The sequence below is a fragment of the Rahnella sp. 2050 genome, from assembly GCF_040544515.1.
GTDB classification, from domain to species: Bacteria; Pseudomonadota; Gammaproteobacteria; order Enterobacterales; family Enterobacteriaceae; genus Rahnella; species Rahnella aceris.
On record NZ_JBEPKE010000005.1, the window covers coordinates 1 to 26340 of the forward strand.

34 protein-coding genes and 1 other annotated feature are annotated in these 26340 nt (G+C 51.2%); of the genes, 28 read left to right on the forward strand and 6 right to left on the reverse strand.

The genetic code is table 11. From position 1 onward, the window contains the following. Positions 1 to 469: 469 nt before the first annotated feature. The 3 genes from clpB to rluD all read right to left on the reverse strand — a co-directional run bounded on the left by clpB (position 470) and on the right by rluD (position 4888). Complete coding sequence (clpB, locus tag ABIC79_RS17975; protein WP_354568015.1) at positions 470 to 3043, reverse strand: ATP-dependent chaperone ClpB; 2574 nt, start codon at positions 3041 to 3043, stop codon at positions 470 to 472. A 130-nt stretch (positions 3044 to 3173) separates the two neighbouring features. Continuing rightward, positions 3174 to 3911 carry a purine nucleoside phosphorylase YfiH gene (gene yfiH, locus ABIC79_RS17980; protein WP_112152138.1) on the reverse strand — a complete coding sequence of 246 codons (738 nt, stop codon included), beginning with the start codon at positions 3909 to 3911 and terminating at the stop codon, positions 3174 to 3176. Beyond that, positions 3911 to 4888, reverse strand: a complete 978-nt coding sequence (gene rluD / locus ABIC79_RS17985) for a 23S rRNA pseudouridine(1911/1915/1917) synthase RluD (RefSeq protein ID WP_037034119.1) — start codon at positions 4886 to 4888, stop codon at positions 3911 to 3913. The genes yfiH and rluD overlap by 1 nt, the downstream gene beginning before the upstream one ends. 130 nt (positions 4889 to 5018) lie before the next feature. On the opposite strand from rluD, the gene bamD reads away from it, so the two are divergent. From bamD to pheA, 4 genes are all read left to right on the forward strand, one after another. Next, positions 5019 to 5753: an outer membrane protein assembly factor BamD gene (bamD, locus tag ABIC79_RS17990; RefSeq protein ID WP_013574066.1), complete on the forward strand. Its 735-nt coding sequence runs from the start codon at positions 5019 to 5021 to the stop codon at positions 5751 to 5753. A gap of 281 nt (positions 5754 to 6034) precedes the next feature. Further along, on the forward strand, positions 6035 to 6379 hold the full coding sequence (gene raiA / locus ABIC79_RS17995; protein WP_013574065.1) for a ribosome-associated translation inhibitor RaiA: 345 nt from the start codon (positions 6035 to 6037) through the stop codon (positions 6377 to 6379). 133 nt (positions 6380 to 6512) lie between these two features. Further along, positions 6513 to 6637, forward strand: a sequence feature (Phe leader region). Beyond that, positions 6514 to 6561, forward strand: coding sequence for a hypothetical protein (locus tag ABIC79_RS25670; RefSeq protein ID WP_369794779.1), 48 nt, complete (start codon positions 6514 to 6516; stop codon positions 6559 to 6561). Its footprint overlaps the feature before it by 48 nt. 53 nt (positions 6638 to 6690) lie before the next feature. Then, positions 6691 to 7845: a bifunctional chorismate mutase/prephenate dehydratase gene (gene pheA, locus ABIC79_RS18000; RefSeq protein WP_013574064.1), complete on the forward strand. Its 1155-nt coding sequence runs from the start codon at positions 6691 to 6693 to the stop codon at positions 7843 to 7845. 77 nt (positions 7846 to 7922) lie between these two features. Here pheA and tyrA read toward each other — a convergent pair whose 3' ends face one another. The 3 genes from tyrA to ABIC79_RS18015 form a co-directional block, all read right to left on the reverse strand. Continuing rightward, on the reverse strand, positions 7923 to 9044 hold the full coding sequence (gene tyrA, locus ABIC79_RS18005; RefSeq protein WP_013574063.1) for a bifunctional chorismate mutase/prephenate dehydrogenase: 1122 nt from the start codon (positions 9042 to 9044) through the stop codon (positions 7923 to 7925). Positions 9045 to 9050: 6 nt separating this feature from the next. Further along, a complete protein-coding gene (locus ABIC79_RS18010) occupies positions 9051 to 10127 on the reverse strand; it encodes a 3-deoxy-7-phosphoheptulonate synthase (protein WP_013574062.1) in 1077 nt (358 codons plus the stop codon). Between the two features lie 288 nt (positions 10128 to 10415). Then, positions 10416 to 11006 (reverse strand): helix-turn-helix domain-containing protein, encoded by a 591-nt coding sequence (locus ABIC79_RS18015; protein ID WP_013574061.1) that lies wholly within the window; start codon positions 11004 to 11006, stop codon positions 10416 to 10418. A gap of 132 nt (positions 11007 to 11138) precedes the next feature. Here ABIC79_RS18015 and repB point away from each other — a divergent pair, with 132 nt between their 5' ends. The 24 genes from repB to ABIC79_RS18135 all read left to right on the forward strand — a co-directional run bounded on the left by repB (position 11139) and on the right by ABIC79_RS18135 (position 26276). Further along, a complete protein-coding gene (gene repB, locus ABIC79_RS18020) occupies positions 11139 to 11414 on the forward strand; it encodes a phage replication protein B (protein WP_037034122.1) in 276 nt (91 codons plus the stop codon). Next, positions 11414 to 11635: a TraR/DksA C4-type zinc finger protein gene (locus ABIC79_RS18025; protein WP_037034123.1), complete on the forward strand. Its 222-nt coding sequence runs from the start codon at positions 11414 to 11416 to the stop codon at positions 11633 to 11635. Before repB ends, ABIC79_RS18025 begins: the two co-directional genes overlap by 1 nt. A 93-nt stretch (positions 11636 to 11728) precedes the next feature. Next, positions 11729 to 13621, forward strand: a complete 1893-nt coding sequence (locus ABIC79_RS18030; RefSeq protein ID WP_121020123.1) for a replication endonuclease — start codon at positions 11729 to 11731, stop codon at positions 13619 to 13621. 148 nt (positions 13622 to 13769) lie between these two features. Then, positions 13770 to 13964, forward strand: coding sequence for a hypothetical protein (locus ABIC79_RS18035; protein WP_013574057.1), 195 nt, complete (start codon positions 13770 to 13772; stop codon positions 13962 to 13964). 211 nt (positions 13965 to 14175) lie between these two features. After that, the gene (locus ABIC79_RS18040) at positions 14176 to 14379 is read left to right on the forward strand and encodes a tail protein X (protein WP_013574056.1); all 204 of its coding nucleotides are present in this window, start codon (positions 14176 to 14178) and stop codon (positions 14377 to 14379) included. After that, positions 14370 to 14591 carry an HP1 family phage holin gene (locus ABIC79_RS18045; protein WP_013574055.1) on the forward strand — a complete coding sequence of 74 codons (222 nt, stop codon included), beginning with the start codon at positions 14370 to 14372 and terminating at the stop codon, positions 14589 to 14591. The genes ABIC79_RS18040 and ABIC79_RS18045 overlap by 10 nt, the downstream gene beginning before the upstream one ends. Next, positions 14572 to 15081, forward strand: coding sequence for a lysozyme (locus tag ABIC79_RS18050; protein WP_250981205.1), 510 nt, complete (start codon positions 14572 to 14574; stop codon positions 15079 to 15081). Before ABIC79_RS18045 ends, ABIC79_RS18050 begins: the two co-directional genes overlap by 20 nt. Then, on the forward strand, positions 15082 to 15510 hold the full coding sequence (gene lysB / locus ABIC79_RS18055) for an Rz-like lysis system protein LysB (RefSeq protein ID WP_037034126.1): 429 nt from the start codon (positions 15082 to 15084) through the stop codon (positions 15508 to 15510). Further along, positions 15398 to 15640 carry an Rz1-like lysis system protein LysC gene (gene lysC / locus ABIC79_RS18060; protein ID WP_232829710.1) on the forward strand — a complete coding sequence of 81 codons (243 nt, stop codon included), beginning with the start codon at positions 15398 to 15400 and terminating at the stop codon, positions 15638 to 15640. The genes lysB and lysC overlap by 113 nt, the downstream gene beginning before the upstream one ends. Continuing rightward, positions 15603 to 16064 carry a phage tail protein gene (locus ABIC79_RS18065; protein ID WP_112198271.1) on the forward strand — a complete coding sequence of 154 codons (462 nt, stop codon included), beginning with the start codon at positions 15603 to 15605 and terminating at the stop codon, positions 16062 to 16064. The genes lysC and ABIC79_RS18065 overlap by 38 nt, the downstream gene beginning before the upstream one ends. An 81-nt stretch (positions 16065 to 16145) precedes the next feature. Further along, positions 16146 to 16787, forward strand: coding sequence for a phage baseplate assembly protein V (locus ABIC79_RS18070; RefSeq protein ID WP_013574051.1), 642 nt, complete (start codon positions 16146 to 16148; stop codon positions 16785 to 16787). Beyond that, positions 16784 to 17134, forward strand: a complete 351-nt coding sequence (locus ABIC79_RS18075; RefSeq protein ID WP_013574050.1) for a GPW/gp25 family protein — start codon at positions 16784 to 16786, stop codon at positions 17132 to 17134. Before ABIC79_RS18070 ends, ABIC79_RS18075 begins: the two co-directional genes overlap by 4 nt. Positions 17135 to 17139: 5 nt before the next feature. Then, on the forward strand, positions 17140 to 18048 hold the full coding sequence (locus ABIC79_RS18080) for a baseplate assembly protein (protein ID WP_119261254.1): 909 nt from the start codon (positions 17140 to 17142) through the stop codon (positions 18046 to 18048). After that, positions 18041 to 18568: a phage tail protein I gene (locus ABIC79_RS18085; RefSeq protein WP_119261253.1), complete on the forward strand. Its 528-nt coding sequence runs from the start codon at positions 18041 to 18043 to the stop codon at positions 18566 to 18568. Before ABIC79_RS18080 ends, ABIC79_RS18085 begins: the two co-directional genes overlap by 8 nt. 11 nt (positions 18569 to 18579) lie before the next feature. Continuing rightward, on the forward strand, positions 18580 to 19956 hold the full coding sequence (locus ABIC79_RS18090; protein WP_119261252.1) for a phage tail protein: 1377 nt from the start codon (positions 18580 to 18582) through the stop codon (positions 19954 to 19956). Beyond that, positions 19953 to 20501 (forward strand): tail fiber assembly protein, encoded by a 549-nt coding sequence (locus tag ABIC79_RS18095; protein ID WP_119261251.1) that lies wholly within the window; start codon positions 19953 to 19955, stop codon positions 20499 to 20501. Before ABIC79_RS18090 ends, ABIC79_RS18095 begins: the two co-directional genes overlap by 4 nt. Before the next feature lie 141 nt (positions 20502 to 20642). Continuing rightward, complete coding sequence (locus ABIC79_RS18100) at positions 20643 to 21812, forward strand: phage tail sheath protein (RefSeq protein WP_013574046.1); 1170 nt, start codon at positions 20643 to 20645, stop codon at positions 21810 to 21812. A 14-nt stretch (positions 21813 to 21826) separates the two neighbouring features. Further along, the gene (locus ABIC79_RS18105) at positions 21827 to 22336 is read left to right on the forward strand and encodes a phage major tail tube protein (protein ID WP_013574045.1); all 510 of its coding nucleotides are present in this window, start codon (positions 21827 to 21829) and stop codon (positions 22334 to 22336) included. Positions 22337 to 22395: 59 nt separating this feature from the next. Further along, positions 22396 to 22683: a phage tail assembly protein gene (locus tag ABIC79_RS18110; protein WP_013574044.1), complete on the forward strand. Its 288-nt coding sequence runs from the start codon at positions 22396 to 22398 to the stop codon at positions 22681 to 22683. A 20-nt stretch (positions 22684 to 22703) separates the two neighbouring features. Beyond that, a complete protein-coding gene (locus ABIC79_RS18115; RefSeq protein ID WP_013574043.1) occupies positions 22704 to 22838 on the forward strand; it encodes a GpE family phage tail protein in 135 nt (44 codons plus the stop codon). Continuing rightward, positions 22831 to 24462, forward strand: a complete 1632-nt coding sequence (locus ABIC79_RS18120) for a phage tail tape measure protein (RefSeq protein ID WP_354568028.1) — start codon at positions 22831 to 22833, stop codon at positions 24460 to 24462. The genes ABIC79_RS18115 and ABIC79_RS18120 overlap by 8 nt, the downstream gene beginning before the upstream one ends. Beyond that, positions 24459 to 24929, forward strand: a complete 471-nt coding sequence (locus ABIC79_RS18125) for a phage tail protein (RefSeq protein WP_015689398.1) — start codon at positions 24459 to 24461, stop codon at positions 24927 to 24929. Before ABIC79_RS18120 ends, ABIC79_RS18125 begins: the two co-directional genes overlap by 4 nt. A 2-nt stretch (positions 24930 to 24931) precedes the next feature. Beyond that, positions 24932 to 26032 carry a contractile injection system protein, VgrG/Pvc8 family gene (locus ABIC79_RS18130; RefSeq protein WP_121020128.1) on the forward strand — a complete coding sequence of 367 codons (1101 nt, stop codon included), beginning with the start codon at positions 24932 to 24934 and terminating at the stop codon, positions 26030 to 26032. Between the two features lie 64 nt (positions 26033 to 26096). Continuing rightward, a complete protein-coding gene (locus tag ABIC79_RS18135; protein ID WP_013574039.1) occupies positions 26097 to 26276 on the forward strand; it encodes an ogr/Delta-like zinc finger family protein in 180 nt (59 codons plus the stop codon). Positions 26277 to 26340 lie beyond the last annotated feature (64 nt).

Sequence of the window (26340 nt, forward strand, 5' to 3'; positions counted from 1 at the left end):
AACAAGTGAAGCGGTGCTCAGAGATTACTTCGTAATAATTCAACTAAATGAATTACTGCTTGGTCACTCTAAGACTTGATATTTTTTGCCACCGAGGTGGCTGATATCGTCTTGTGAGTGCCCACACAGATTGTCTGATAAATTGTTAAAGAGCAGTGAGTTACGCGCTTTCGCTTGCTAACTCGAGGTGGCGTATATTACGCTTTCCTCATTCAGTGTCAACCGTTTATTTTATCCGGTTGCCGCTGTTTTTAATCTTTCCGACCCGGTCACTTCGTGATGTTGTTCACGTTGTTCCCTGTCGATGGAGCGGCATTATAGGGAGTTCTCAGCAGGCCGCAAGGGCTAATTTCACTTTTCCTACCAAGCGTTCATAAATTCACCAAATGAATAAGTAACACACAAGTAATGCATAAAAAACGGGCTCCGAATGACTCCGGAGCCCGTTATAAGGCCGCTACTTATCTATTTACTGTCTTGCGATGATGTGATCATTTTCCACATCGACAGTAATTGGTTTGCCTGGGATCAGCTTGCCAGACAAGATTTGCTGAGCCAGCGGGTTCTCAATCTCCTGCTGGATGGCACGTTTCAATGGACGCGCACCATAAACCGGGTCAAATCCTGTGTTACCCAGCAGTTCCAGCGCCGCATCGGTCAGCGTTGCCGTGTAGCCGTGTTCTTCTAAGCGTTTATACAAACGTGCCAGCTGGATCTTGGCGATATTCTTGATATGCCCATGACCCAGCGGATGGAACACAACCACTTCATCTATACGGTTGATGAATTCCGGACGGAAGCTGTGTGTGACCACTTCCATTACCGACGCTTTCATCTGCGCATAGCTGGCCTCACCGAAGTGCTGCTGAATAATGTCAGAGCCCAGGTTAGAGGTCATGATGACAACCGTGTTGCGGAAATCAACTGTTCTCCCCTGCCCGTCAGTTAAACGGCCGTCATCCAGCACCTGCAATAAGATGTTGAAGACATCCGGGTGCGCCTTCTCAACTTCATCTAACAAGATGACAGAGTAAGGACGACGACGAACCGCTTCGGTCAGGTAACCCCCTTCCTCATAACCGACATAACCCGGAGGCGCACCGACCAGACGTGAAACGGAGTGTTTTTCCATAAACTCTGACATATCGATGCGAACCATCGCGTCATCGCTGTTAAACAGGAATGTCGCCAGCGCTTTACACAGCTCTGTTTTACCCACACCGGTCGGACCGAGGAACAGGAATGACCCGATCGGACGGTTTGGATCTGACAATCCTGCGCGGCTACGACGAATGGCATTCGATACTGCTTCTACCGCCTCGTTCTGGCCAATCACACGGTTATGAAGTTCTTCTTCCATACGCAGCAGTTTTTCACGTTCACTTTCAAGCATCCGGGCAACCGGAATACCGGTCCAGCGCGCCAGCACGTCGGCAATTTCCACATCTGTCACACGGTTGCGCAGCAGCTTCATGGTTTTACCGTCTGCCTGAGTCGCCGCTGCCAGCTGTTTTTCCAGTTCCGGGATTTTACCGTACTGCAATTCTGACATACGGCCCAGATCGCCAACGCGGCGAGCCTGTTCAAGCGTAATCTTTGCCTGCTCCAGCTCGGCTTTAATATTCTGCGTGCCGGTCAGGGATGCTTTCTCAGCTTTCCACTCTTCTTCCAGCTCAGAATATTCACGCTCTTTCTGGCTCAGTTCGGTTTCCAGCATTTCCAGACGTTTCACACTGGCATCATCAGACTCTTTTTTCAGCGCCTGCTGTTCCAGTTTGAGCTGAATAATACGGCGATCGAGACGGTCCAGAGACTCCGGTTTAGAGTCCATCTGCATACGAATGCTGGATGCCGCTTCATCTATAAGGTCGATTGCTTTATCCGGTAACTGACGATCCGAGATATAACGGTGCGACAGTGTGGCCGCCGCAACGATAGCCGGGTCAGTAATCTGTACATGGTGATGCAGCTCATAGCGTTCTTTCAGACCACGCAAGATAGCGATGGTGTCTTCAACAGAAGGCTCGGCAACAAACACTTTCTGGAAACGACGCTCTAACGCCGCATCCTTCTCGATGAACTGACGATATTCATTTAATGTCGTCGCACCTACACAGTGAAGTTCACCACGCGCCAGAGCCGGTTTCAGCATATTGCCGGCATCCATTGCGCCATCGGCTTTACCCGCACCGACCATGGTATGCAATTCGTCGATAAACAGAATGACGTTGCCTTCCTGTTTAGCCAGATCACTCAGCACGCCTTTCAGACGTTCTTCAAATTCACCGCGATACTTGGCACCGGCAACCAATGCACCCATGTCTAATGAAAGCACACGTTTATTTTTCAGACCTTCCGGCACTTCACCATTAATGATGCGCTGTGCCAGTCCTTCCGCAATCGCGGTTTTACCGACACCTGGCTCACCAATCAGCACCGGGTTATTTTTGGTACGACGTTGCAGAACCTGAATAGTCCGGCGAATTTCTTCATCACGCCCGATGACCGGATCCAGTTTGCCCTGCTCGGCACGTTCGGTCAGATCGATAGTGAATTTTTTTAATGCCTGACGTTGGTCTTCGGCATTCTGGTCATCCACTTTCTCACCCCCACGCATTTGATCGATAGCCGCTGTGATTTTCTCGGCCGTTGTACCGCTGGCTTTTAACAGATCCGTTAAAGAGCCGTGGTCTTTCATCACGGCCAGAACAAACAGTTCTGAAGAGATGAAAGTATCGGCACGTTGTTGTGCCAGCTTGTCACAAAGATTTAAAACACGTACCAGCTCATGGGATGGTTGAACATCACCGCCGGTACCTTCAACTTGCGGCAAACGCCCCAAAGCCTGATCAACGTCCGTGCGCAGTTTCTGGGTATCTATCCCAGCCGCCGTTAATAAAGGACGTACGGTTCCGCCTTCCTGAGTAAGCAAAGCACTCATCAGGTGAACAGGTTCGATAAATTGATTGTCGCGCCCGAGCGCGAGTGACTGAGCATCCGCGAGGGCAAGCTGGAATTTGCTGGTAAGACGATCCAGACGCATAACACCTCCAATACTGAACAAAATTGCTACTGGAGATTAGATGAGGTCAACCCTCACGTTTTCAAGGTTATCTTGGCAGTATATTCAGAGGACAGCTGTTATGCGTGATGGATCGTCTTGATTCGATAGGTTATATCAGCCAAATTAAACTTGCCAGCCGTCCGGTAATTCCGTCGCGCCGGTAAGAGTAAAATTTGTTGCTGTCTGTCACAGTGCAATATTCACCGCCGTAGAGGGCGGTGATACCCGCAGCTTGCAAGCGAAACCGTGCAAGCTGGTAAATGTCGGCCATGAATTTGGCACCTGCAGGTCTGAAAGCGACGGATACGGCAGAGTCCACAGCCATAAAGGCTTCGCGAACTTCGCCGCCAACTTCAAAATGAGAAGGGCCAATCGCCGGTCCCATCCATGCCATCACGTCCCCAGGAGTCGCTTCAAAACAGGCCACTGTATTTTCTAATACACCCGCACACAATCCCCGCCAGCCCGCATGAGCTGCAGCGACTTCATCGCCGTTTTTACTGCAAAACAGAACCGGTAAACAATCGGCTGTCATTGCTGCACAGACAACACCCGGCTCGCGGGTATAAGCCGCATCAGCAATTAAAGAGGGAGTCCGGGGGGTTTGCGCCGTCAAACGAACAACGTCGATCCCATGAACCTGCTCCAGCCAGTGTGGTGCAGCAGGAAGCCCGCCAAGTTCGATTATACGCTGACGGTTCAAGGCGACATGTTCAGGTAAATCTCCGACATGATCGCCAAGGTTAAGCGAACCGAAAGGAAGCAAACTGACACCTCCTTCGCGGGTTGTCGCATATGATCGAACCGATGACGGTTGCGGCCACTGAGGCTGGATAAGCACGCTCATTACCAGTTCATCTGGTCCTTGAACTCTTCGGTATCCGCTTTAAGCGCATTGATCAGGTCAACCATATCCTGCGGAAGTGGCGCATGCCATTCCATCTGAATACCAGTGACCGGATGATAAAGACGCAGCATGGTAGCGTGAAGAGCCTGACGATCGAATCCGCGCAGCATATTAATGAACGGTTCTGAAGCACCTTTTGGCAGACGTGGACGGCCACCATACAGTTGATCGCCTAACAAAGGATGGTTAATGTGCGCCATATGCACGCGGATCTGGTGTGTACGACCGGACTCCAGACGCAAGCGCAGACGCGTATGAGCACGGAAATGCTCCATGATGCGATAGTGTGTCGTCGCCGGTTTGCCAGTCGGATGAACCGCCATATGCGTACGCTTGGTGGAATGGCGCGCAATCGGCTCATTCACTGTGCCGCCTGCCGTCATTGTACCAATCGCCACGGCTTCATATTCGCGGGTAATTTCGCGGGCCTGAAGTGCGGTCACCAGGTGCGTTTGTGCAGGCACCGACTTCGCCACCACCATCAGACCGGTGGTATCTTTATCCAGGCGATGCACGATGCCGCAGCGCGGTACATCAATAATTGCAGGATAATAATGCAGCAGCGCATTCAGTACCGTGCCATCAGGATTCCCGGCGCCCGGATGAACAACCAGATCACGGGGTTTATTGATGACTAAAATATCAGTATCTTCATACACGATATCTAAAGCGATATCTTGTGGCAGCCAACGCGCTTCTTCTTCAATTTGCGCATCGATTGCGATAGCCTCGCCACCCAACACTTTTTCTTTTGGTTTGGTCACTTTTTTGCCATTGACCGTGACCCTGTCTTCAAGGATCCAATCTTTTATGCGAGATCTTGAATAATCAGGGAACAATTCGGCCAAAGCCTGATCTAACCGTTGACCGAGTTGAGATTCGGCCACCGTTGCGGTGAGTTGTACTTGTTGTGCCATATGCAGCTTCTTGGTTAACGTTGGGTTTTCACGGCGATGCCGTTTAAAATAATGTGCTATTGTAGCTGGTCTTTGTCGGGAGCTTAACGGACAGTCTCCCAGAATAACACCTGAGGATAATCAAAACGTCATGACGCGTGTGAAATATCTGGTGGCAGCAGCCACGTTGAGCCTGGCGCTGGTCGGTTGCTCCAGTTCCAAAGAAACGGTTCCCGATAACCCGCCTAACGTCCTTTATGCCACTGCCCAGCAAAAGCTGCAGGACGGTAACTTTAAAGGCGCTATTGCGCAATTAGAAGCGCTGGATAACCGCTATCCGTTTGGGCCTTACTCGCAGCAAGTTCAGTTAGATCTGATTTATGCCTATTACAAGTCTGCTGACTTGCCTATGGCTCAGGCTTCTATTGATCGCTTTATGCGTCTGAACCCAACACATCCGAATATCGACTACGTCATGTATATGCGTGGTTTAACGGATATGGCGTTGGATGACAGTGCCCTGCAAGGATTTTTCGGTGTTGATCGTTCAGACCGTGATCCACAGCATGCACGTGCAGCATTCCGTGATTTCAGCCAGTTGATCCACACGTATCCAAACAGCCAGTACGCCACTGACGCGACTAAACGTTTGGTATTCCTGAAAGATCGTTTGGCGAAATACGAGCTGTCAGTGGTGCAATACTACACTAAACGCGGTGCTTACGTCGCTGTCGTTAACCGTGTAGAACAAATGCTGAAAGATTATCCGGATACGAAAGCAACGCATGATGCGCTGCCGTTGATGGAAAACGCCTACCGTGAACTGCAGCTGAACACTCAGGCTGATAAAGTCGCGAAAATTATTGCCGCCAACAGCGCAGCATAATTTTACATGTCCGTGGACAAACGGTAGCTCAGGCTGCCGTTTTTTTTGGCTCTTTTTAGGGGATAATTGCAGAAACACAGGAAAGAATAACGTACTGATCCTATCAATCATGCCTGCTCCTGAATGAAGTCTCAAGGCCTTTCCGGCCATTAATTACCCTGAGTCACATAAACTTCAACATTGACAAAAAGTGACAAAAAACCGCGAGTTTAGGGACGCATTTCGTAAAAAAGGCTGGTATGTTGGATTCATCGGAGACGGAAAGAAGAGAGGTAAGTTATATGACAGTCAACATTACCAGTAAACAAATGGACATCACCCCCGCGATTCGTGAACACATCGAAGGGCGTCTGAAAAAACTGGATAAATGGCAAACTCAGCTCATTAACCCACACATAATCCTGTCGAAAGAACCTCAGGGATTTGTCGCCGATGCGACCATCAGTACACCAAACGGAAAACTGGTTGCCAGTGCTACGCACGATGATATGTACGCTGCGATTAACGAAATGACGACCAAACTCGAGCGCCAGCTCAATAAAGCGCAGCATAAAGGTGAGGCCCGCCGTGCAGAGTCCGGCGTCAAAGAACTCAATCTGGAACCGGTGCAGGAAGAAGAGGAATAACCGGGTTATCCGGCATGTCAGTAACAACGCGCTCTGAGGGGCGCGTTTTTTGTGTCTGAAGGAATCTTATTGACACAGGGAAAACCCAGCGGTTACTTTAAGACTCTGCTCAAACTTATGGAAACAACGTATACATGAATACCCGTCTGTTTTTCTTCGCATTCTTTTTTACCTTCCCCTGATTGGGAGGCGTTTCGTCGCGAAAGAATGAATGCGAAGACGAACAACAAAGCCTCCTGAAAAGGGGGCTTTTTTTATGCCTGCGTTTTACACATTTTGCTGAAAGAAAGAACATCTAAAAGGGTAATAACATGACCGAGAACTCATTACTGGCTCTGCGCGAACGCATCAGCGCATTAGACCTGAAATTGCTGGCCCTGCTGGCAGAACGACGTACGATGGCGATTGAGGTCGCGCAATCCAAAATGCACTCTCACCGCCCTATCCGCGATAAAGAACGCGAAGCCGAACTGATTAACACACTGATTCAGGAAGGGAAAAAACAGGGGCTGGACGGTCATTATATCACCCGCGTTTATCAGCTAATCATTGAAGATTCCGTTCTCACACAGCAGGCACTCCTGCAGCAACATCTGAATAAAACCTCTTCTGATTCAGCCCGCATCGCTTTCCTCGGTCCGAAAGGTTCATATTCACATCTCGCCGCCCGTCAGTTTGCCGCACGTCATTTCGACCAGTTCATCGAATGTGGCTGCCAGAAATTCCAGGATATCTTTTCTCAGGTTGAAACCGGCCAGGCTGATTACGCGGTATTGCCGATTGAAAATACCAGTTCCGGCTCAATCAATGATGTTTATGACCTGTTGCAACACACCAGTTTGTCGATTGTGGGCGAGCTGACAAACCCTATCGATCATTGCGTTCTGGTGGCGGCAGACACGGATTTATCTCAGATTCAGACGGTTTACAGCCATCCGCAACCCTTCCAGCAATGCAGCCAGTTCATTAACCGCTTCCCTCACTGGAAAATTGAATACTGCGAAAGCACTGCGGCGGCGATGGAGAAAGTGGCGGCAGCCAATTCTCCGCACGTGGCTGCGCTGGGCAGCGAAGCCGGTGGCGCGTTGTACAAATTGCAGGTGCTCGAACACAACCTGGCGAACCAGCAGGAAAACATCACCCGCTTCATTATTCTGGCGCGCAAAGCCATTGAAGTGACAGACCAGGTTCCGGCTAAAACCACGCTGATTATGGCCACTGGCCAGCAAGCGGGGGCGCTGGTGAACGCGCTTCTGGTGCTGCGTGATCAGGGCATCATCATGACCAAGCTGGAATCACGTCCGATCAACGGTAATCCGTGGGAAGAGATGTTTTATATCGATGTGCAGGCAAACCTGCGTTCAGAAGAGATGAAAAAGGCGCTGAAGGATCTGGCTCCAATCACACGCTCGCTGAAAGTTCTCGGCTGTTATCCAAGCGAAAACGTCGTTTCCGTCGACCTGTAATTTTCCACAAACAAAAAGGGCGCTGCATACAACTGCAACGCCCTTCTTTTCATTTACAGACAGCATTTCCGAAAAGCTTACTTGCGATTGTCGTTGGCCTGACGGAGTAACGCACCACTTTCTTTCAGGAAACGCGGTGCATAATCACCGAACCAGTGCTCAACCTGCCTGAACTTATCGATAAACGCCTGTTTATCACCCGTTTCCAGCAGAGCAAGTGCATCGCCAAAACGCTGATAGTAACGTTTGATCAGCGCCAGATTACTTTCTGACGACATAATAATATCAGCGTAAAGCTGCGGATCCTGTGCAAACAAGCGACCAACCATCGCCAGTTCGAGGCGATAGATCGGTGAAGACAGAGCCAGCAACTGTTCGATTTCAACGTTTTCTTCTGATAAATGCATGCCATAAGCAAACGTTGCAAAGTGGCGTAACGCCTGAATGAACGCCATGTTCTGGTCGTGCTCGACCGCACTGATTTTATGCAGGCGAGCACCCCAGACCTGTAACTGCTCCAGCAACCACTGATAGGCCTGAGGTTCACGACCATCGCAGTACACCACAACCTGTTTTGCCAGGCTGCTGACATCCGGCCCAAACATAGGATGCAAGCCAAGCACCGGACCTTCATGCACCGCCAGCATCGCCTGCAGCGGACGATTTTTCACTGACGCCAGATCCACCAGAATACAGTCATCCGGCAGTTTTGGCAGACGTGCGATCACTTCTTCAGTCAGATGGATCGGTACGCTGACAATCACCATTCCGGCATCCGCCAGTAATGTTTCTGCCTGCGGCCAGTCTTCCTGCTCCAGCACTTTTACCTGATAACCGGAAAGTTCAAGCAGACGAGTGAACAAGCGCCCCATCTGCCCGTTTCCGCCAATAATCACCACCGGGCGCAATGCCGGATGCAATGTTTTGAAGCCTTTATCGTTTTCGCTTGAGTAGGACTCACGCATCACGCGGCGCAATACATCTTCAATCAGATCGGGCGGAACACCGAGGTTCTGCGCTTCCTGACGGCGTGAAGCCAGCATTGCCGCTTCCCGTTCAGGGACATAAATCGGCAAACCATAACGACTTTTGACTTCCCCGACTTCTGCCACCAGCGCAAGACGCCGTGATAAGAGATCTAACAACGCTTTATCAACGTCGTCGATCTGATCGCGCAACGCGTTAAGTTCTGCCACCATAAAAACTTACTCTCCTGCGATTCGTGCCGCCAGCGCGTCGCCCAGTTCCTGATGCATCGTGCGCAGCAGGTTTTCCGTGGTTTCCCAGTTAATGCAGGCATCCGTAACAGACACACCGTATTTCATTTCTGAACGCGGTTGTTCAGAAGACTGGCTGCCTTCGTTCAGATGACTTTCCAGCATCAGCCCCGTGATAGAGCGGTTACCGGCTTTAATCTGATCGATGACAGACTGAGCCACGACAGGCTGGCGACGATAGTCTTTGTTTGAGTTACCGTGACTGCAATCTATCATCAAGGAAGGATGGAGTCCCGCATCGGCCATCTGTTTTTCACAGGCCTGAACGTCCTGCTCGCTGTAGTTTGGCATTTTGCCGCCGCGCAAAATCACATGCCCGTCCGGGTTGCCCTGAGTCTGCAACAGGCAAACCTGACCGGCCTGATTGATCCCCACAAAGCGGTGCGCCATTTCTGCAGCACGCATCGCATTGATCGCCGTACCCAGGCTGCCGTCAGTCCCGTTCTTGAAGCCCACCGGCATTGACAAACCAGACGCCATTTCGCGGTGAGTCTGAGATTCGGTCGTACGCGCACCGATTGCTGACCAGCTGAACAGATCACCTAAGTATTGCGGACTGTTGGGATCCAGCGCTTCTGTCGCCAGCGGTAAACCCATGCCAACCAGTTGCAGCAACAAATCACGGGCAATGTGCAGACCCGCTTCCACATCAAACGTGCCGTCCATGTGCGGATCGTTAATTAACCCTTTCCAGCCGACAGTGGTCCGCGGCTTTTCAAAGTAAACACGCATCACGATGTACAAACGATCGCTGAGTTCGGCCGCCAGTGTTTTCAGGTGACGCGCGTAATCCAGCGCCGCATCCACGTCATGAATTGAGCAAGGGCCACACACCACCAGAAGACGAGGATCACGACCATGGACGATATCCGCGATGGTTTTACGTGCTTCGGAAATACTGTTTTCGTCGCTGACGCTTAAAGGAAAACGGTTTTTCAGCTCTTCAGGAGTGATAAGGATTTGTTCAGCAGTAATATGAACATTATTCAGGGCGTCTTTTTGCATGATCGTGTTCCGTTATAAGGAAAATGGGCTGCCACGGCGGCATCTGCGGACAACATTAACACAGCACGTAAACTTAGCAAGCCTTAGTTGTAAACTTAACATTACCATTTCACCATTGATATGCAGACAACGGAAAGTTAACTTTACATAAAAAGCGGATCAGACGAAAAGGATGTACCGTAAATATTACACACGGTTTGTCAGCGGTGAAAAAGGAATTTCAGGGGAGGGAAGGAGAACAACGTCAGAAATACCCTCAGCAACAGGGAGCTGCTGAGGAGACGAAATTTACAGATTACGATCCAGGGTAATAAATACCTGCCCTAAAGCAGTCACTTCATCCACGCCACACTCGAAATGGCTTTCCTGACGCGTCACGCTCAGACGGTTACCAGGAATACGGGCCACATCATAAACGTCCAGATCACCATCAATGTCCAACAGCCAGCGACCATTGCCGGGATGTGTGCTGCCCAGATCGATAATCCATGAATGATTGCCTTTCACGATATACGCAGGCTGCGCCAGCGAATCGTCCAATAGCGAAGGGTCAACCGTCCAGAGGCCTTCTTCCTCAAGCTCCCCGCCGCGCAATCTCAATTTTTTAAGCTGACGGATTTCACCTGACGCCACGGCAGCCGAAGAGCTTGCATCCTGCATCGCGCCTTTGCCCGTTGCCAGCCAGCGCAACGAGACGCCGGTATCCAGCGCACAGGCCACGACCACATCACCGGGGAAATAATCTCTTCTTACCCAGGTACTTATCGTGCCAGATGATAATCCATACAGATCCCCCAGTTCCTTCTGCATGCTAAAGCCGTAAGCCTGAAGCATACGCGTCAGAACAGCTTTTCCACCTTCAAGTTCATCTAATTGCATCTGGCGAAAACCCCTGAATCTGTAAATATCATCTTGACAACTCGCAAATGCAAGTTTAGATTGATTATGTAATGTACCGACAGACGACCATGATACCAAATTTACGGCGTCGTGGAGAAATAAGGAGACGCGATGTTTTTAGGAACAGAGCAGCAGCGCCAGACCGGCCTGCGCCATATCGCTCATCTGAAAGAAACTTATTTCGTTCAGAGTAAGAATCAGGTTGAGGTTATTTATGATCAGGCTCCTGAAAAATGGAAACTCACATTATGTTTTCACGCCGGTCTTAAACGCCATCATACCTTACTGACATATTCACAATTAAATAATGAGGAAAAAATGAAAATAATGCAGGCATTATTATCACTTCGCCACTTCACGGCGATATTTAAAGGAGAACTTTACTGATGGCAGACTGGATAGATGAATCGCAGGAGTATCAGTTAAAAATCCTCGAAGCGCAGATTACGCAGGCAACCCGTACCCGGCCTTCACTGTCGGCCTTCTTCTGCGTGGATTGTGATTCTCCGATTGCGGAGCCACGCAGGAAAATCATCCCCGGTGTACAGCGATGTATTGAATGTCAGGAAATTGAGGAGATTAAAAGAAAGAATTACCGCCCCGTATAAAAAGTCTAATTAATATTATTTAAATTAATCATCACGCTGGAAATAATATTATTTCCGGAGAGGATTTTCTATTTTATTTTTCGGAATCAATGTATGTCAGAGAATATCAGAGGCAGAACAATCCCTTCGCCCCCACCTGCATTTAACCGGACATCAGGGCAATATTTTGCGGGTGCCTGGTGGTGGAATGCCCCCCGCGCAGCGCTCAGCAGCCCGCTGGAAAAACCACTGACCCGTGACTTTTGTCAGCGCCAGCAAACGGCCCTTTCTCAGCTGGCAGCACTGCCCCGTTGCGTGCGCACGCCGTTATATCAGCGGCATACATTTTTACTGGAAACTAAAGGAGTGCGCGCGGCGTTTCATTTCCTGATGACAGTTTTCACGCAACGCGTATGGCCGCGTATTAAGCTGGTAAATGCGCGAAACACACTGAATCGTCAAATCTCGCAAAAGCTACTCACTGAAGAAGAAATGTTTAACCGCTTGCCCGATCTTAATGATGACGGTCTGAGAAGGCTGGCCAACAAACTTGCCGTGCAAATGCAGGATGCCTATGAATATCACTGTGAATGCTGGCTGAAAAACCGTCCTGACGAACCCGGCATTTTGTTGCGCGACAGCACCCAGCAGGAGATTTACGGGCATGTTGCCGCGATGGCACGTTCCTGCCGCGTACAACCTCTTTACTGGCAGAAATGGCAAAAAGGCCATATGACAACGCATTCGGCTGTCGCCAGCATTTCACGTCTGGTCAACGGCGAATGGTGGGAAAAACAGCTGCGTTCAAAACAGCGTTTGTGGCGGGAGTCCCTGATGATTGCCTGCGGTTATGTCAGCCGCGCAACATCGCCTTATGCCAGTAAAAACGCCATCCGTGACGTGGTCTCACGCCGCTTATCCGCCATCAACTACCTGAAACAGTGCCAGCTCGAAAATGTTGAATCCGGTGAAACGCTGAGTTTGTTGGATACCGTATTGGCCAGCATTTCCAATCCCAAACTTCGTCGTATGGAACTGATGACGCTGATCGCCGGCGTCGAAGATGTCGCTGACCGGCAGCGCGACTGTGGGCTGTTTATTACGCTGACCACGCCGTCAAAATATCATCCGCTGAAAACCACCGGAACCCGTACTGCTCCAATCTTTAATAAGAAATGGGAGCAGCACGCGTTTACCCCCAAAGATGCGCAGCGTTATCTGGTGGCTGTCTGGGCAAAAATCCGTACCACTTTTAAAGACCGGAACCTGAAAGTTTACGGCGTGCGCGTCGTCGAACCGCATCATGACGGCACGCCGCACTGGCACATGATGTTGTTCACACCGCAGGATCAGCAGCAAAAAGTGACAGAGGTTATGCGCCGTTATGCTCTTGAAGAAGATTCGGATGAACCGGGTGCCGCTGAGTCACGTTTCAATTGCAAGCCGCTAAACCGGGGTGGCGCAGCCGGATATATCGCGAAATACGTCGCCAAGAATATCGATGGATACGCGCTCGATGGCGAAACCGATTTTGACTCTGGACGCTTGCTGACAGATATCGCCACTGCGGTCACCTCCTGGGCCTCGACGTGGCGGATCCCACAATTCCACGCCATCGGTATTCCCTCGGTCGGCGCCTGGCGAGAATGCAGGCGGATCCGCTACCAGAATCTGACCAGCCGTTTTGACGCACGGGTTGAAAACGTGCGCAGCGCTGCCGATGAAGGTGATTTCGCCCGTTATATTCAGGCACAGGGTGGTATTCACATTCCCCGCAAGGCGCAAACGGTTCGCGTTGCCCGTCAACTCAGCGAGGAGAAAAATGCCTACGACGAGCCCCGCAATAAAGTCATCGGCATTTATGCCCCTCATCTGGGCATCTCTCATATTTTTCTGACACACACTGCACAGTGGCGGACTGTCCGTCACCGGCCTTCTTATACGGAAATATCGAAGATTCGTATACCTTGGAGTTCTGTCAATAACTGTGGATCGCCTCCCGCCTGACAAAGTCAGTCATTGATACAAAAACCGCGCCAATAAAAATTCATACATAAATTCAATGGATTATAAATTTTAAAATACTCTGGCTGTTGACGTATCAGATCAATTAAAGAATACTGTATATAAACACAGTATCTGGCGAGGGGAGAAAATGGAAAACCTGACTAAACAACAGTTAACGTTGTCCAGGATACAATTGATCGCAGACATTTCGCAGACGGCGCAATGCAATCCAAAAGAATTCCTGGTCGTGATGTCACTGATCTCAGAGCTGGCCAGCCAGGCGCTGACTGACGAGAACCAGGACGTTGTGTATTGCAACGGGAGCACTGACGACACCCACTGATTGCCAGATCCTGCGGCGGTAGTAGCCAACATTACTGGCGCTTGCCCGACCGGTTTCCCTCCGGACTAAGCGCCCCGCCCTTTCCCTCTCTTCGCTGTCTGCTTACCTGTTGTGCCAGCTGTTTCACATCCCACTCAGATTGCCGCCCGGCGTGCTATTGCGCAGACTGAACTCACCTCCTGACGATTTCACTCACTTGTGGAGAAAGTTCATGAAAGTCTATGCAGAACAGGGCGATACCCTCGATTCTCTTTGCTGGCGCTATTACAACCGCACGGCACTCGTCGTCGAAAAAGTGTATGCCGCCAATATTGGCATCGCGGATTTAGGCCCGTTATTACCTCACGGCACAGCCGTCTTTATGCCCGACATTGCAGAACAACCGGTTCAGGAAACGATCAAATTATGGGACTGAATACGGAGCGCATCAGTTCAGGCTGCGCCTATTTCATCGCCACTTCGCTGACCTGGCTCGCCAGTCTGACATCGCAGGACGTCGCCTTTCTGGTCGGCTCAGCAGTTGGCGTCGGCACGTTTTTGATCAACTGGTACTACCGGCGCAAAAGCTATCAGTTGCTGGCACGTAAAGGTCTGAGCAAAGACGACTATGAAAACCTCAACTCTTAAACGCTGTAGTGCCGCCGTGGTCCTGGGGCTGATGGCAGCACTGCCAGGCTACAGCTCCTTGCAGGTGTCAGAAGAGGGTCTGCGGTTGATCACCGATTTTGAAGGCTGTCAGCTGCAACCCTATCAATGCAACGCTGGCGTATGGACCAGCGGCATCGGTCATACGGCCGGCGTTAAACCGGCACAGGAAGTCACCGAACATCAGGCCGCTGAAAATCTGCTGGGGGATATTCAGCAGACAGAGCGCGCCGTAAAAAAATGTATGCCGGTGATCATGCCGCAACCGGTTTTTGATGCCGTGGTGTCCTTCAGTTTTAACGTCGGCACCGGTGCCGCCTGTAAATCAACACTGGCGTTTTTCATCAACCAACAGCAGTGGCAACAAGCCTGCGACCAGTTGCCACGGTGGGTTTTCGTTAATGGCGAACGCAACCGGGGTCTGGAACGCAGGCGAAATGCCGAACGTACTCTCTGCCTGAAAGGAGTCTGAATGCGTCTGTTAACAGCACTTCTGGCGGGGATGGTTTTACTGGTCGCCATCCTGTTGCTTTCCAATCGCTCATTACAGCACGACCTCAACAATGCCAGTCAGCAACGCGATGCCCTGATTACACAGTTACAACAACGCGAGCAGTTGATCGCCACACTGAACCAGCAAATGCGCCAGCGCGAGCAAGCTGAACTGGCGTTACGCGAAGACCTGAACACCGCCCGGCAAGTGATGCAAAGCCGTGAACAACAAAGGCAGAGGAGCCTCCATGATGATCCGCAAACCCGTCAGTGGGCTGACAGCAGTCTGCCTGCTGATATCAGCCGGTTGCACCAGCGTCCCGCCTTCAGCTCCGCCAGCGATTATTTACGTTGGCTGTCCGGCGGTCAGCTCATGCCCTATTCCGGCCAGCAAACCGGCCACCAATGAAGATCTGAGTACCGACATTCTTCAGCTGGAGTCCGCGCTGATGGATTGCGGCTTACAAATTGAAGCCATCAAAAAGTGTCAGGAGGCACAACATGCAAAAACCGATTCAATTGCAACAACGGCTGATTGAACAGATCCCCTTGCTTGCGGCTACGCCTGAAAAACTGGTGATTGCCACCGGGCCAGGCAATGTGGTGGCCACATCTGCACCTTCGCTTTCTTTTGAGTACCGCTATCCGCTGACAGTGACGATCACTGACGACGCGCTCAGCGAAACGCTGGTCGATCTGGCCGTGGTCACCGTTCTCGACTGGCTGCAGGTTAATCAGCCTGAAATTCTCGGCAACGCCTTGCACCGGCTAAATGATTTTACCTTCACTCAGCAGGAACGAAGCCTCGTTCTGGTGCTGCAACTGACAGAACGCGTCCAGGTAAGTGACAAGGATGAGGTGCGCACCATCACTCATCTCCCGGAACCGCCACTGCCAGAAAATGTGGCGCTGCCGCGTCAGGTTTATCTCAACGGCGAACTGATCAGCAGCTGGACGGTGTAACCCGATAAACCTTGTTGTGTCAGCCGCTGGCGAACGGTCACCGGTTGTCGCTCAACCCTCTGAAACGGCATCCTTTATCCCATGAATACGACTCTTCAACTCAACGACATAATGCGGCTGATTGGCAATCTGGTACGCATCGGCAAAGTCTCCGAACTGGATCTTGCCAACGCCCGCTGCCGCGTCAAAACGGGCAGCAACGTGACAGCCTGGCTGCCGTGGATGACGCATCGCGCCGGACGTACGCGCAGCTGGTGGGCGCCCTCCGTCGGTGAACAGGTTTTGCTGCTCTCGATGGGCGGCGAGCTTAATACGGCATTCGTGTTACCGGCAGTATTCTCTGATGCTTCGCCCGCCCCATCTGCCTCGCCGGACGCCTTTCATCTGGCCTTCCCGGACGGCGCAGTTTTTGAATACGAACCGGCACAAAGCGCTCTGAAAGTGACGGGCATTAAAACAGCCGTGATTAACGCAGCGCAAAAGGTTGAGGTGACCGCACCCGAAATCCGCTGTACCGCCAGCACCCGCATCACGCTCGACACGCCGGAAGTAGTTTGCACCAGCAAACTGACCACCGGATCTCTCGAGGTGAAACAAGGCGGCACGCTGACCGGCAACTTAACCCACAGCGGCGGCAGCCTGACATCCAACGGCATCGTTGTGCACACTCACCGCCACAGCGGTGTTCAGACCGGCGGCGGTCAGACAGGAGGCCCGCAATGAGCAATCCCAAGTACCTGGGGATGAACAGAAACAGCGGTATGGCTATCGAAGATCTCGACCATATCCGCCAGTCCGTGAGCGACATTTTGAATACGCCGGTCGGTTCCAGAGTGATGCGCCGCAATTACGGTTCGTTACTTTCTGAGCTGATCGACCAGCCGCAAAACGGCGCACTGCAACTGCAGATGATGGCAATTTGCTACACCGCATTGTTGCAGTGGGAACCCCGCATTTCACTGAATGCCATCACTTTCGAGACCGATTACACCGGCAAGATGGTGGTGGAACTGACCGGAAGCCGTAACGACACGGCAACGGATTTTTCCCTGAATATTCCTGTGAGCTGACACTTATGGCAACGATCGATTTGAGCCAGTTACCGCCCCCTGATGTGGTCGAAGAACTGGATTATGAAAGCCTGCTTGAAGAACGTAAAACGACGCTGATTTCGCTCTATCCAGCCGATCAGCAGGAGGCCATCAGCCGCACGCTGACGCTGGAATCCGAACCGCTGGTCAAACTGTTGCAGGAGAATGCCTACCGCGAACTGATCCTGCGCCAGCGGGTGAACGAAGCCGCACGCGCCGTGATGGTGGCCTATGCGACGGGCAGTGATCTGGATCAGCTTGCGGCGAATAATGGCGTAGAAAGACTGGTGCTGGCGCCTGCAGATAACTCCACAGTTCCTCCAGTCGCAGCTGTCATGGAAAGTGATGCAGATTTCCGAACGCGCATCCCGCAGGCCTTTGAAGGAATGAGTGTTGCCGGCCCGTCCGGGTCATACGAATTCCACGGTTTGTCTGCAGATGGCCGGGTGGCGGACATCTCGGTTATCAGTCCCTCCCCCGCCAATGTCACTATTTCTGTGCTGTCGCGTGAAGCCAATGGTATCGCTCCGGAAGACTTATTAACGAAAGTCCGTATCGCACTGAACGACGAAAATGTACGACCTGTTGCCGACCGGGTTCTGGTGCAATCAGCCAGTGTGGTGCCTTATGAAATTGATGCCACGCTCTATCTGTATCCGGGGCCAGAATCTGAACCTATCATTCTGGCAGCCGAAGAAAAACTGAAATCTTATATCAGCGATCAACATCGCCTGGGCCGCGATATCAGGCTTTCCGCCATCTATGCCGCACTGCATGTCGAAGGCGTCCAGCGTGTTGAGCTTGCTAAACCCACCGCAGACATTGTGCTCGACAGCACGCAAGCCTCTTATTGTACAAATTACGTGATTACCGTCGGAGGTTCCGATGAGTAACAGGCTGCTGCCCAGTGGTTCATCCGCGCTGGAACTGGCAGCTGCCGAAGCCTGCGCGGAACTGGCCCGTGTGGATGTTCCGCTGAAAACCTTATGGGATCCGCAAACCTGCCCGGCAAAATTTCTGCCCTATCTGGCATGGGCACTTTCTGTCGATCGCTGGGACAGCGAATGGCCAACAGCGACAAAACGCAGCGTGATTCAGTCTGCCTGGTTCATCCATCAGCATAAAGGCACCATCAGCGCCATCAAACGCGTGGTCGAGCCTCTGGGTTATGTCATTAAGGTCACCGAATGGTGGGAAACCGACGATCCGCCGGGCACGTTCAAACTCGATATCGGCGTTCTGGATTCGGGTATCGATGAAGCCATGTACGAAGAAATGGAGCGCCTGATTGATGATGCGAAACCCGCCAGCCGTCACCTGATCGGGCTGACCATTACCCAGGATATTCCCGGCACCGTCTATCTGGCTGCGGCAATGTATGACGCAGAAATACTCACTGTTTATCCGGACTGATAAGGAATTTTATGAGCAAATTCAAATCCATCGTTACCACCATCGGGCAGGCGCGCATTGCATCAGCTATCGAAAGTGGAAAAGACGTCAATATCACCCATCTGGCCGTCGGTGACGGTAATGGCAGCGCCACGGAACCCTCCGCAGGTCAGACGGCGCTGGTCCATGAAACCTACCGTCTGGCGCTGAATTCGATCAAAATCGACAATAAAAATGCCAACTGGATTATTGCGGAAGCCATTATTCCGGCAAGTGTCGGCGGTTTTTGGATGCGTGAGATGGGGCTGTTTTCAGCACAAGGGGAGCTGATTGCCGTCAGCAATATGGCTGACAGCTATAAACCCACTCTCGAAGAAGGCTCTGGCCGGACGCAAACCCTGCGCATGGTGTTAACCGTAACAGATACCGATGCGGTTAGTCTTACAATCGACGACACCCTGATTATTGCGACCGAAGAATACGTTAATAATCTGCTGGCAGAACATGAAGCCTCACGACGTCACCCCGACGGAACCTTGACCGCTAAAGGTTTTGTGCAGCTGAACAGCGCGGTGGATAGCACCAGTGAAGTTCTGGCAGCTACGCCAAAAGCGGTAAAAACGTCTTACGATCTGGCAAAATCAGCAAATGATAATGCTAACGGGCGTGTTCCAAATACCCGAAAAGTTAACGGGAAAGCTCTCAGTGCAGATATTAATCTTACTGCAACTGATGTCGGTGCTTATAGCATAACGGACTCTGATAATCGTTTTGTTAATACCAGTGGTGACACAGTAAACTCATTAATAGTTTCCAATGACTTCATAATTAATGGGAAAGGATTAATTGGAAAAAATGGCTGGTATGCAGTCAATGCGAACACTAATGTGACAAATGGTTTAAGGCTTCAGGGGAACGGAGGGCAATTTGCCGATTCATATTTTGAAGAAACCATTGGCCAATATGCAGCATTAGGATTTCATGTCGCGTCAGGTGGCGCAGAGGCCTATTACACATTTAGAAATGGAGGTTCACTTCATTTAAACGGACCTGATGTTTATTTGCAACTTGGCCCGGCAACTCATTATTCAGATGGAAACATCTATGGTTCAGTATGGAATGGCTATCTCAATACGTGGCTGGCAAATAATAACACCAACATGCATAACGATGCTCAAAACTTAGTTAATATTTCAGAGAATAATGTCCGAAATTGGGTATATGGGAGTTTCGTTTCGGATATCAGATTAGCAGCGTCAGCAGAATTTCAGGAGCGCGGCAATAACGAAAGGATGGGCGGTGGTGTTATGACTTCATTCAAAGATGCTGGCAGTTCTAACTATTGGATCAGACTCCGTCCTCTTCAAAAAGCAGTCGGTGGCAACTGGTATACAGTGGGGTATGCATGAAAATTCAAAGTTATGGTCCTTTTACAGTTCGTAATAAACTTACTGATGAAGAATTAACTCTGGCCCAGAATCATGGAATTGTTTTTATTGAAGATACTCACGGTAATGACTGGTATCAGTTACAAAAACGATTTTCAAAAGACACCTTAAAAATAGTGTATGAGGAAAGTAACGGATTAATCATATCTGCAAGTCATGATGCATCCACTCTTTGGCCACAATCTTTTTGCATTACAGAGTTAAAAGAATTCACCGACAATTTCACACTTCCTGTAAGTGGTGGGAACTGGACTTTTGATGGGAATAAAATTGTAGCCAGAGTTTATACCCCACTTGAAAACCAAGAAATTGCAGATGAAAAAAAGAGGGAATTATTAAATAAGGCAACGAATATTATTACACCATTACAAGATGCTAAAGAACTCGCAATGGCAAGTGAAGACGAATTAGTAACCCTAAAGGACTGGATGATATTTAGAATACTCGTTAATAGAATTGATACATCCACTGCCCCTGACATCACCTGGCCCGAAATTCCGGCCTGATCTTAAGCCCCTTCGGGGGCTTTTTTATTATTTTATTTCCCCTCTCTGTTGTGCCACCGCCCCCACGCCCCTGATCAAATGCGCTTTCTGTTGCGAACCGGCATCCTTGCTTTACCACCCACAACAGAGAGAGTCACCCTGATGGCTGATTATCATCACGGCGTGCGTGTTGTCGAAATCAACGACGGCACCCGCGTTATTTCCACCGTTTCCACAGCAATTATCGGCATGGTTTGTACCGCAGAAGATGCGGATGCGACTGTTTTCCCTTTGAATACCCCGGTTCTGATCACTGACGTTCTGGCGGCCAGCGGTAAAGCGGGCACCAGCGGAACATTGCGTGCCGCGCTTCTGGCAATTGCAGACCAGTGTAAACCGGTCACCGTCGTGGTACGTGTCGCCACGGGTGAAGATGAAGCCGCAACCACCAGCAACATCATTGGCGGTTCTGATGCCAATGGCCGTTACACCGGTATGAAAGCGCTGCTTTCTGCGCAGGCAGAGCTGGGCGTGAAGCCTCGTATTCTGGGTGTTCCTGGTCTGGATAACCAGGCTGTCGCGACCGCGCTGGCAGGTGTTTGTCAGCAGCTGCGTGCGTTCGGTTATGTCAGCGTTTATGGTGCAAAAACCATTTCTGATGCGATCAAATACCGCGACAACTTCAGCCAGCGCGAGCTGATGCTGATCTGGCCAGACTTTGTTAACTGGAATACCACCACCAGCCAGTCTGATATCGCTTATGCCACCGCCCGCGCTCTGGGTTTACGCGCCAAAATTGACCAGGACACTGGCTGGCATAAAACCTTATCCAACGTCGGCGTTAACGGTGTTACCGGCCTGTCCGCCAGTGTCTTCTGGGATTTGCAGGCAACGGGTACCGACGCGGATCTGCTGAACGAAGCCTGTGTGACAACACTGGTGCGCAAAGACGGTTTCCGTTTCTGGGGCAACCGGACCTGCAGCGATGACACACTGTTCCTGTTCGAAAACTACACCCGTACAGCGCAGGTTCTGGCCGACACCATGGCCGAAGCGCACATGTGGGCGGTCGATAAACCAATGACCCCGACACTGGTGCGCGACATGATTGACGGCATCAAAGCCAAAATGCGCGAAATGAAATCAGCGGGTTACATCATTGACGGCGACTGCTGGTATGACGAAACCGCGAACACCGCTGAAACTCTGAAGGCCGGTAAGTTGTATATCGATTACGACTACACTCCGGTTCCTCCACTGGAAGATCTGACCCTGCGCCAGCGTATCACCGACTCTTACCTGGTGAACTTTGCCGCGTCCGTAAACAGCTAAGGAGACAAAAACTCATGGCACTTCCTAAGAAATTGAAATACCTGAACCTGTTTAATGACGGGAACAGCTACCTCGGTCTGGTCTCCTCACTGACGCTGCCGAAACTCACCCGTAAGCTGCAAAACTATCGTGGCGGCGGCATGAGCGGTTCGGTCGCGGTGGACTTCGGGCTGGATGACGACGCGCTGACGCTGGAATGGTCCATCGGCGGTCTGGATGAGCTGGTTCTGCAGCAATGGGGCAGCACATCAGATATTCCGCTGCGGTTTGCCGGTTCATTGCAGCGCGACGACACCGGTGATGTCTCCGCAGTCGAAGTCATGATGCGCGGCCGTCACAAAGAGTTTGATTTCGGCGAGTACAAACAGGGTGAAGATACTGAAACCAAAGTCACCACCCAGTGTACGTATTTCAAACTGACCATCGACGGCAAAGAGCTGATTGAGATCGACACCGTCAATATGGTGGAAGTCGTCAACGGCGTTGACCGTCTGGCGGAACACCGCACCGCGCTCGGCTTGTAATCCCTTCCCTGAGCCGGCAGCTTTTGCCGGCTTGATTTCCGATTTAAGCAGGAAAACGTATGAATCTCACTGATATCAACGACAACACCGTGATTTTGGATGTTCCGCTAAAGCGCGGTGAAATGGAAATCACTGAAGTTCAGGTGACTAAACCCACAGCCGGCAGCCTGCGGGGTATCGGCCTCGCGGCGCTGGCGAACGCCGATGTGGACGCGCTGATCACTATTTTGCCGCGCATCACGTATCCGAATCTGACCAAAGAAGAATGCTCGCGCCTGGAGCTTCCCGATCTGATCGCGCTGGCAGGTAAGGTGATAGGTTTTTTATCGCCGAAACCGGTGGCGTAAGTATTGCGCCCCGCCTCACCGTGGATGACCTGATGGCAGATATCGCGGTGATATTTCACTGGCCGCCGTCCGAGATGGACGGTATGTCACTCACCGATCTGCTGAACTGGCGACATAAGGCACTGCAACGCAGCGGAGTAAAAACAGATGAGTAATCTCGAACAGTTACCTCACACGCTGGAAAAAATAAATCAGGATCTGGCCGCCTTCAGGGCCGAAACCGACAAGGTCAGAGAAAACCTGCTGATGCTGCCCGGGAAGACATTATTCAGCGTCGTCTCAGAAGACATCACTGATGCTTCCCTTCAGTTTGAAAAGTCGCTTTTCGCCCCGGACAGCGAAACCGAAACGCAGGCATTTTCCGGCCTGAAAAAGGCGGTGGCCAGCCAGCCGGCAGAAAAGTTGCGGCAGCAACGCCCGATGCAAATGGAACAGAAAGGGCTGGAGATCGGGCAACAGTTTAAAAATCGCGAACTGAAAATTGGCCAGTTAAAAAATATCAGCTCATCAGTCCTTTCCTTTGCACAACCGAAACTGGCGCTGGCGCAAACTTTTCTCAAACCGGGTGCAGATCTGGAGGCCGGGCTGGCTGAAGTGCAGTCGGTCCTCGGACTGAAAAATGACGATCCGCACATTGCCGCTCTGCGTCAGCAAAGTCTTTCGATGGCGGCTTCCGGCCATTCGCCAGCGGAGGTTGTGGCCAGACAGCAGGCATTAGCGAAAGGCGGAATGAATGCCGATCAGGTTCTGGAACAAACACCGGCGGCACTGAATGGCGCAACGCCTGCTGCGCAGATGGCGGTGACCGTGAAAGGCGACAATCTGGATGGCGATATCACTAAGTTATTTGCCACCTGGGACACTATCCGTATCAATCTTTTTGACGGACAAAGTGCCGCCCTGCGAGAACTGACGCAAACGGCTACCAGCTGGCTGGGCACGATCAATACCTGGATCACCGATAATCCTATGCTGGTGAATTCCCTGCTCGGTCTGGCATTAGGCATCACGGGCATTGTCGGCGGTATGGGTGCGCTCGGCATGGTCATCGCGCCAGTGCTCAGCGGCATCAGTATGCTGATGGCGGGAGCCGGTTTACTTGGGACTATTTTTACCGGTACCGGTGGCATGATTGCCGCAGCGTTCACGGCCATCGGGCTGCCACTTCTGCCCGTCATCGCACTGATTGCCGGGATCGGTATCGCCGTAGTGAAACTTTGGGAGCCGATCAGTGCCTTTGTCGGCGGAGTAATTGACGGATTTACTGCGGCAATGGGGCCAATAAGTGGCGCGTTTACACCGTTCAAAACCGCGCTGGGATGGATTACGGATTTGTTTGAGCCAATCCACTTCACTCAGGACACCCTGAGCGGCTTCACTGATATCGGCAAAGGGGTCGGAGAAGCGATCGCAGAGATTTTCGTCACGCTGAATAAAGCCGTCTCTCAAATCGGCGAAGTCTTTAGCTGGGCGAAAAAAGGATGGGACTCCATTTTTGGTGACAGTGAACCCGCTGAACGCCCGGATATTTCAACACCGCCCTTAGATGGCATCTCCCCAACCGGCGGTGCGCTGAACCTGTATCAGCCAGCTAAAAGCAGCGTGGCCAACAACCTGACGGATAACCGGGCAACGACGGTAAATTTAAGTTTCACCGCTACCCCGGAGACGGATCATAACCAGGTCAGAGCCTGGATCGAGGATTCCATTAACCAGCGGGAATGGAACAATACCAACAATCTCCTCAGCCAGTACAACAACGGAGGGATTTACTCATGATGATGTCGCTGGGTTTATTTGTGTTTAAGTTGAGCACGCTGCCCTATCAGAATACGAACCGTCAGGTGAACTATGGCTGGGGGGCGAACGCGCGTTTCGGACAGCGTCCGGTCTCTCAGTTTCTCGGGCTGGGTGAGGAAACGATAAAAATCACCGGGCAATTATTGCCTGAAATGACCGGCGGCATGCGCTATTTGCAGGCACTGCAGAGCATGGCAGATTCAGGGCGGGCATGGCCGCTCATTGAAGGCAGTGGCACGATTTACGGCATGTTCGTTATCAAAAGTATAGCCAATGACAATGCCGAGTTTACTTCCAGCGGCCAGGCGCGAAGCATCAATTTCACGCTCAATCTGACGCGCGTCGATGAATCGCAGGCCGCCATGTTCGGCGATCTGCTGACCCAGGCCGAGGGCTTATATAACAAGGCCAGTTCGGCACTCAACAATTTCGCCAGCGGAGTCTGATCATGCTTACTGATTTGCAGCTACCCGTTGGCGCACGCATCACGCCCGCATTCACGCTGACGATAAAAAATAAGGTGCTGGAAGAAAATATCTCTGCTCGGATCATCAGTTTATCTGTCACGGATAACAGCGGTTTTACCGCAGACACATTGAATTTAACCTTCGATGACAGCGACGGGCAATTGCAAATGCCCGTTCGCGGCACCGTTTTGCATCTGCATCTGGGATGGTCGAAACAGGCGCTCTATGACTGCGGCTATTTCACGGTCGATACAGTCACTCATTCCGGCTCTCCGGACAAAATAGGAGTGGTTGCCCGCAGCGCAGATTTCCGCGGTTCCTTTGATAACAAAATCAGCCAGTCTTACGATGATTACACGCTCGGCGCGATTGTCAGAATCATTTCAAGCCGGAATAAATTAGATCTGCCAGTAATCCCGCAGGAACTTGATAGCGTTAAGATCCCGCATATTGACCAGACCAGCGAAACGGACAGCTACTTTCTCACCCGGCTGGCACAACGTTACGGTGCGCAGGTAACGGTTAAAAACGGCGCAATTTTATTTTTTAAAGCAGGCACCGGTCGAACCTCTTCCGGACAAGCAATCCCCTGGAAAACCATTGTCCGCAGCGACGGCGATAACCACAACTATCAGATGGTCGATAAGAAGGCATACGATGGCGTGAAGGCGCAGTGGCATGATCTCAAAACGGCGACCACCAGCAATGTTGCTCTCAAGCGTTCGCCCGCAGAAGGCAAAGAAACCCAGCCTGCCAGTTACATCGCGGGATCCGGGACAAATGTTCTTGAACTGGGCAAAATATTTCCTGACGAAGAGACTGCTAAGCGGGCTGCGGATTCAGTGTTCAATCAGATTCAGAATGATGCCGCAACATTCAGCATACGGCTGGCCCTGGGACGTGCTGATTTGAGTGCGCAATCTCCGGTCAATGTGCAAGGGTTTAAAGACGTGATCGACAGTCAGCGCTGGGTGATTGATTCCGCTCTGCATGAGATTAATGAGAAAGGTTTTACTACTAAATTGATTCTGAAACCTTATGTTGCAGATATCACTTATCAGTCTTCAATTTTGCAATTATAACTTGCTTTTGCGAGTTATGAGTTCATAATTACCTCATCGCTTACCTGTTATGCCGGAGGTTTTTATGATGCATTGTCCACTTTGCGGAAAAGTAGCCCATACACGTTCGAGCCGCTATCTGAGTGAATCGACCAAGGAACGCTATCATCAGTGCCAGAATATCAAATGCAGTTGTACTTTTGCGACGCATGAATCAGTCGCCCGGGTTATCTCAAAACCGGGTAGCCAACCTGCCACTGCGTAGCCATTTTGTAGTCACTGATGTAAAAAAAAGGGGTTAGCCGATGGCTAACCCCTTGTTCTATATT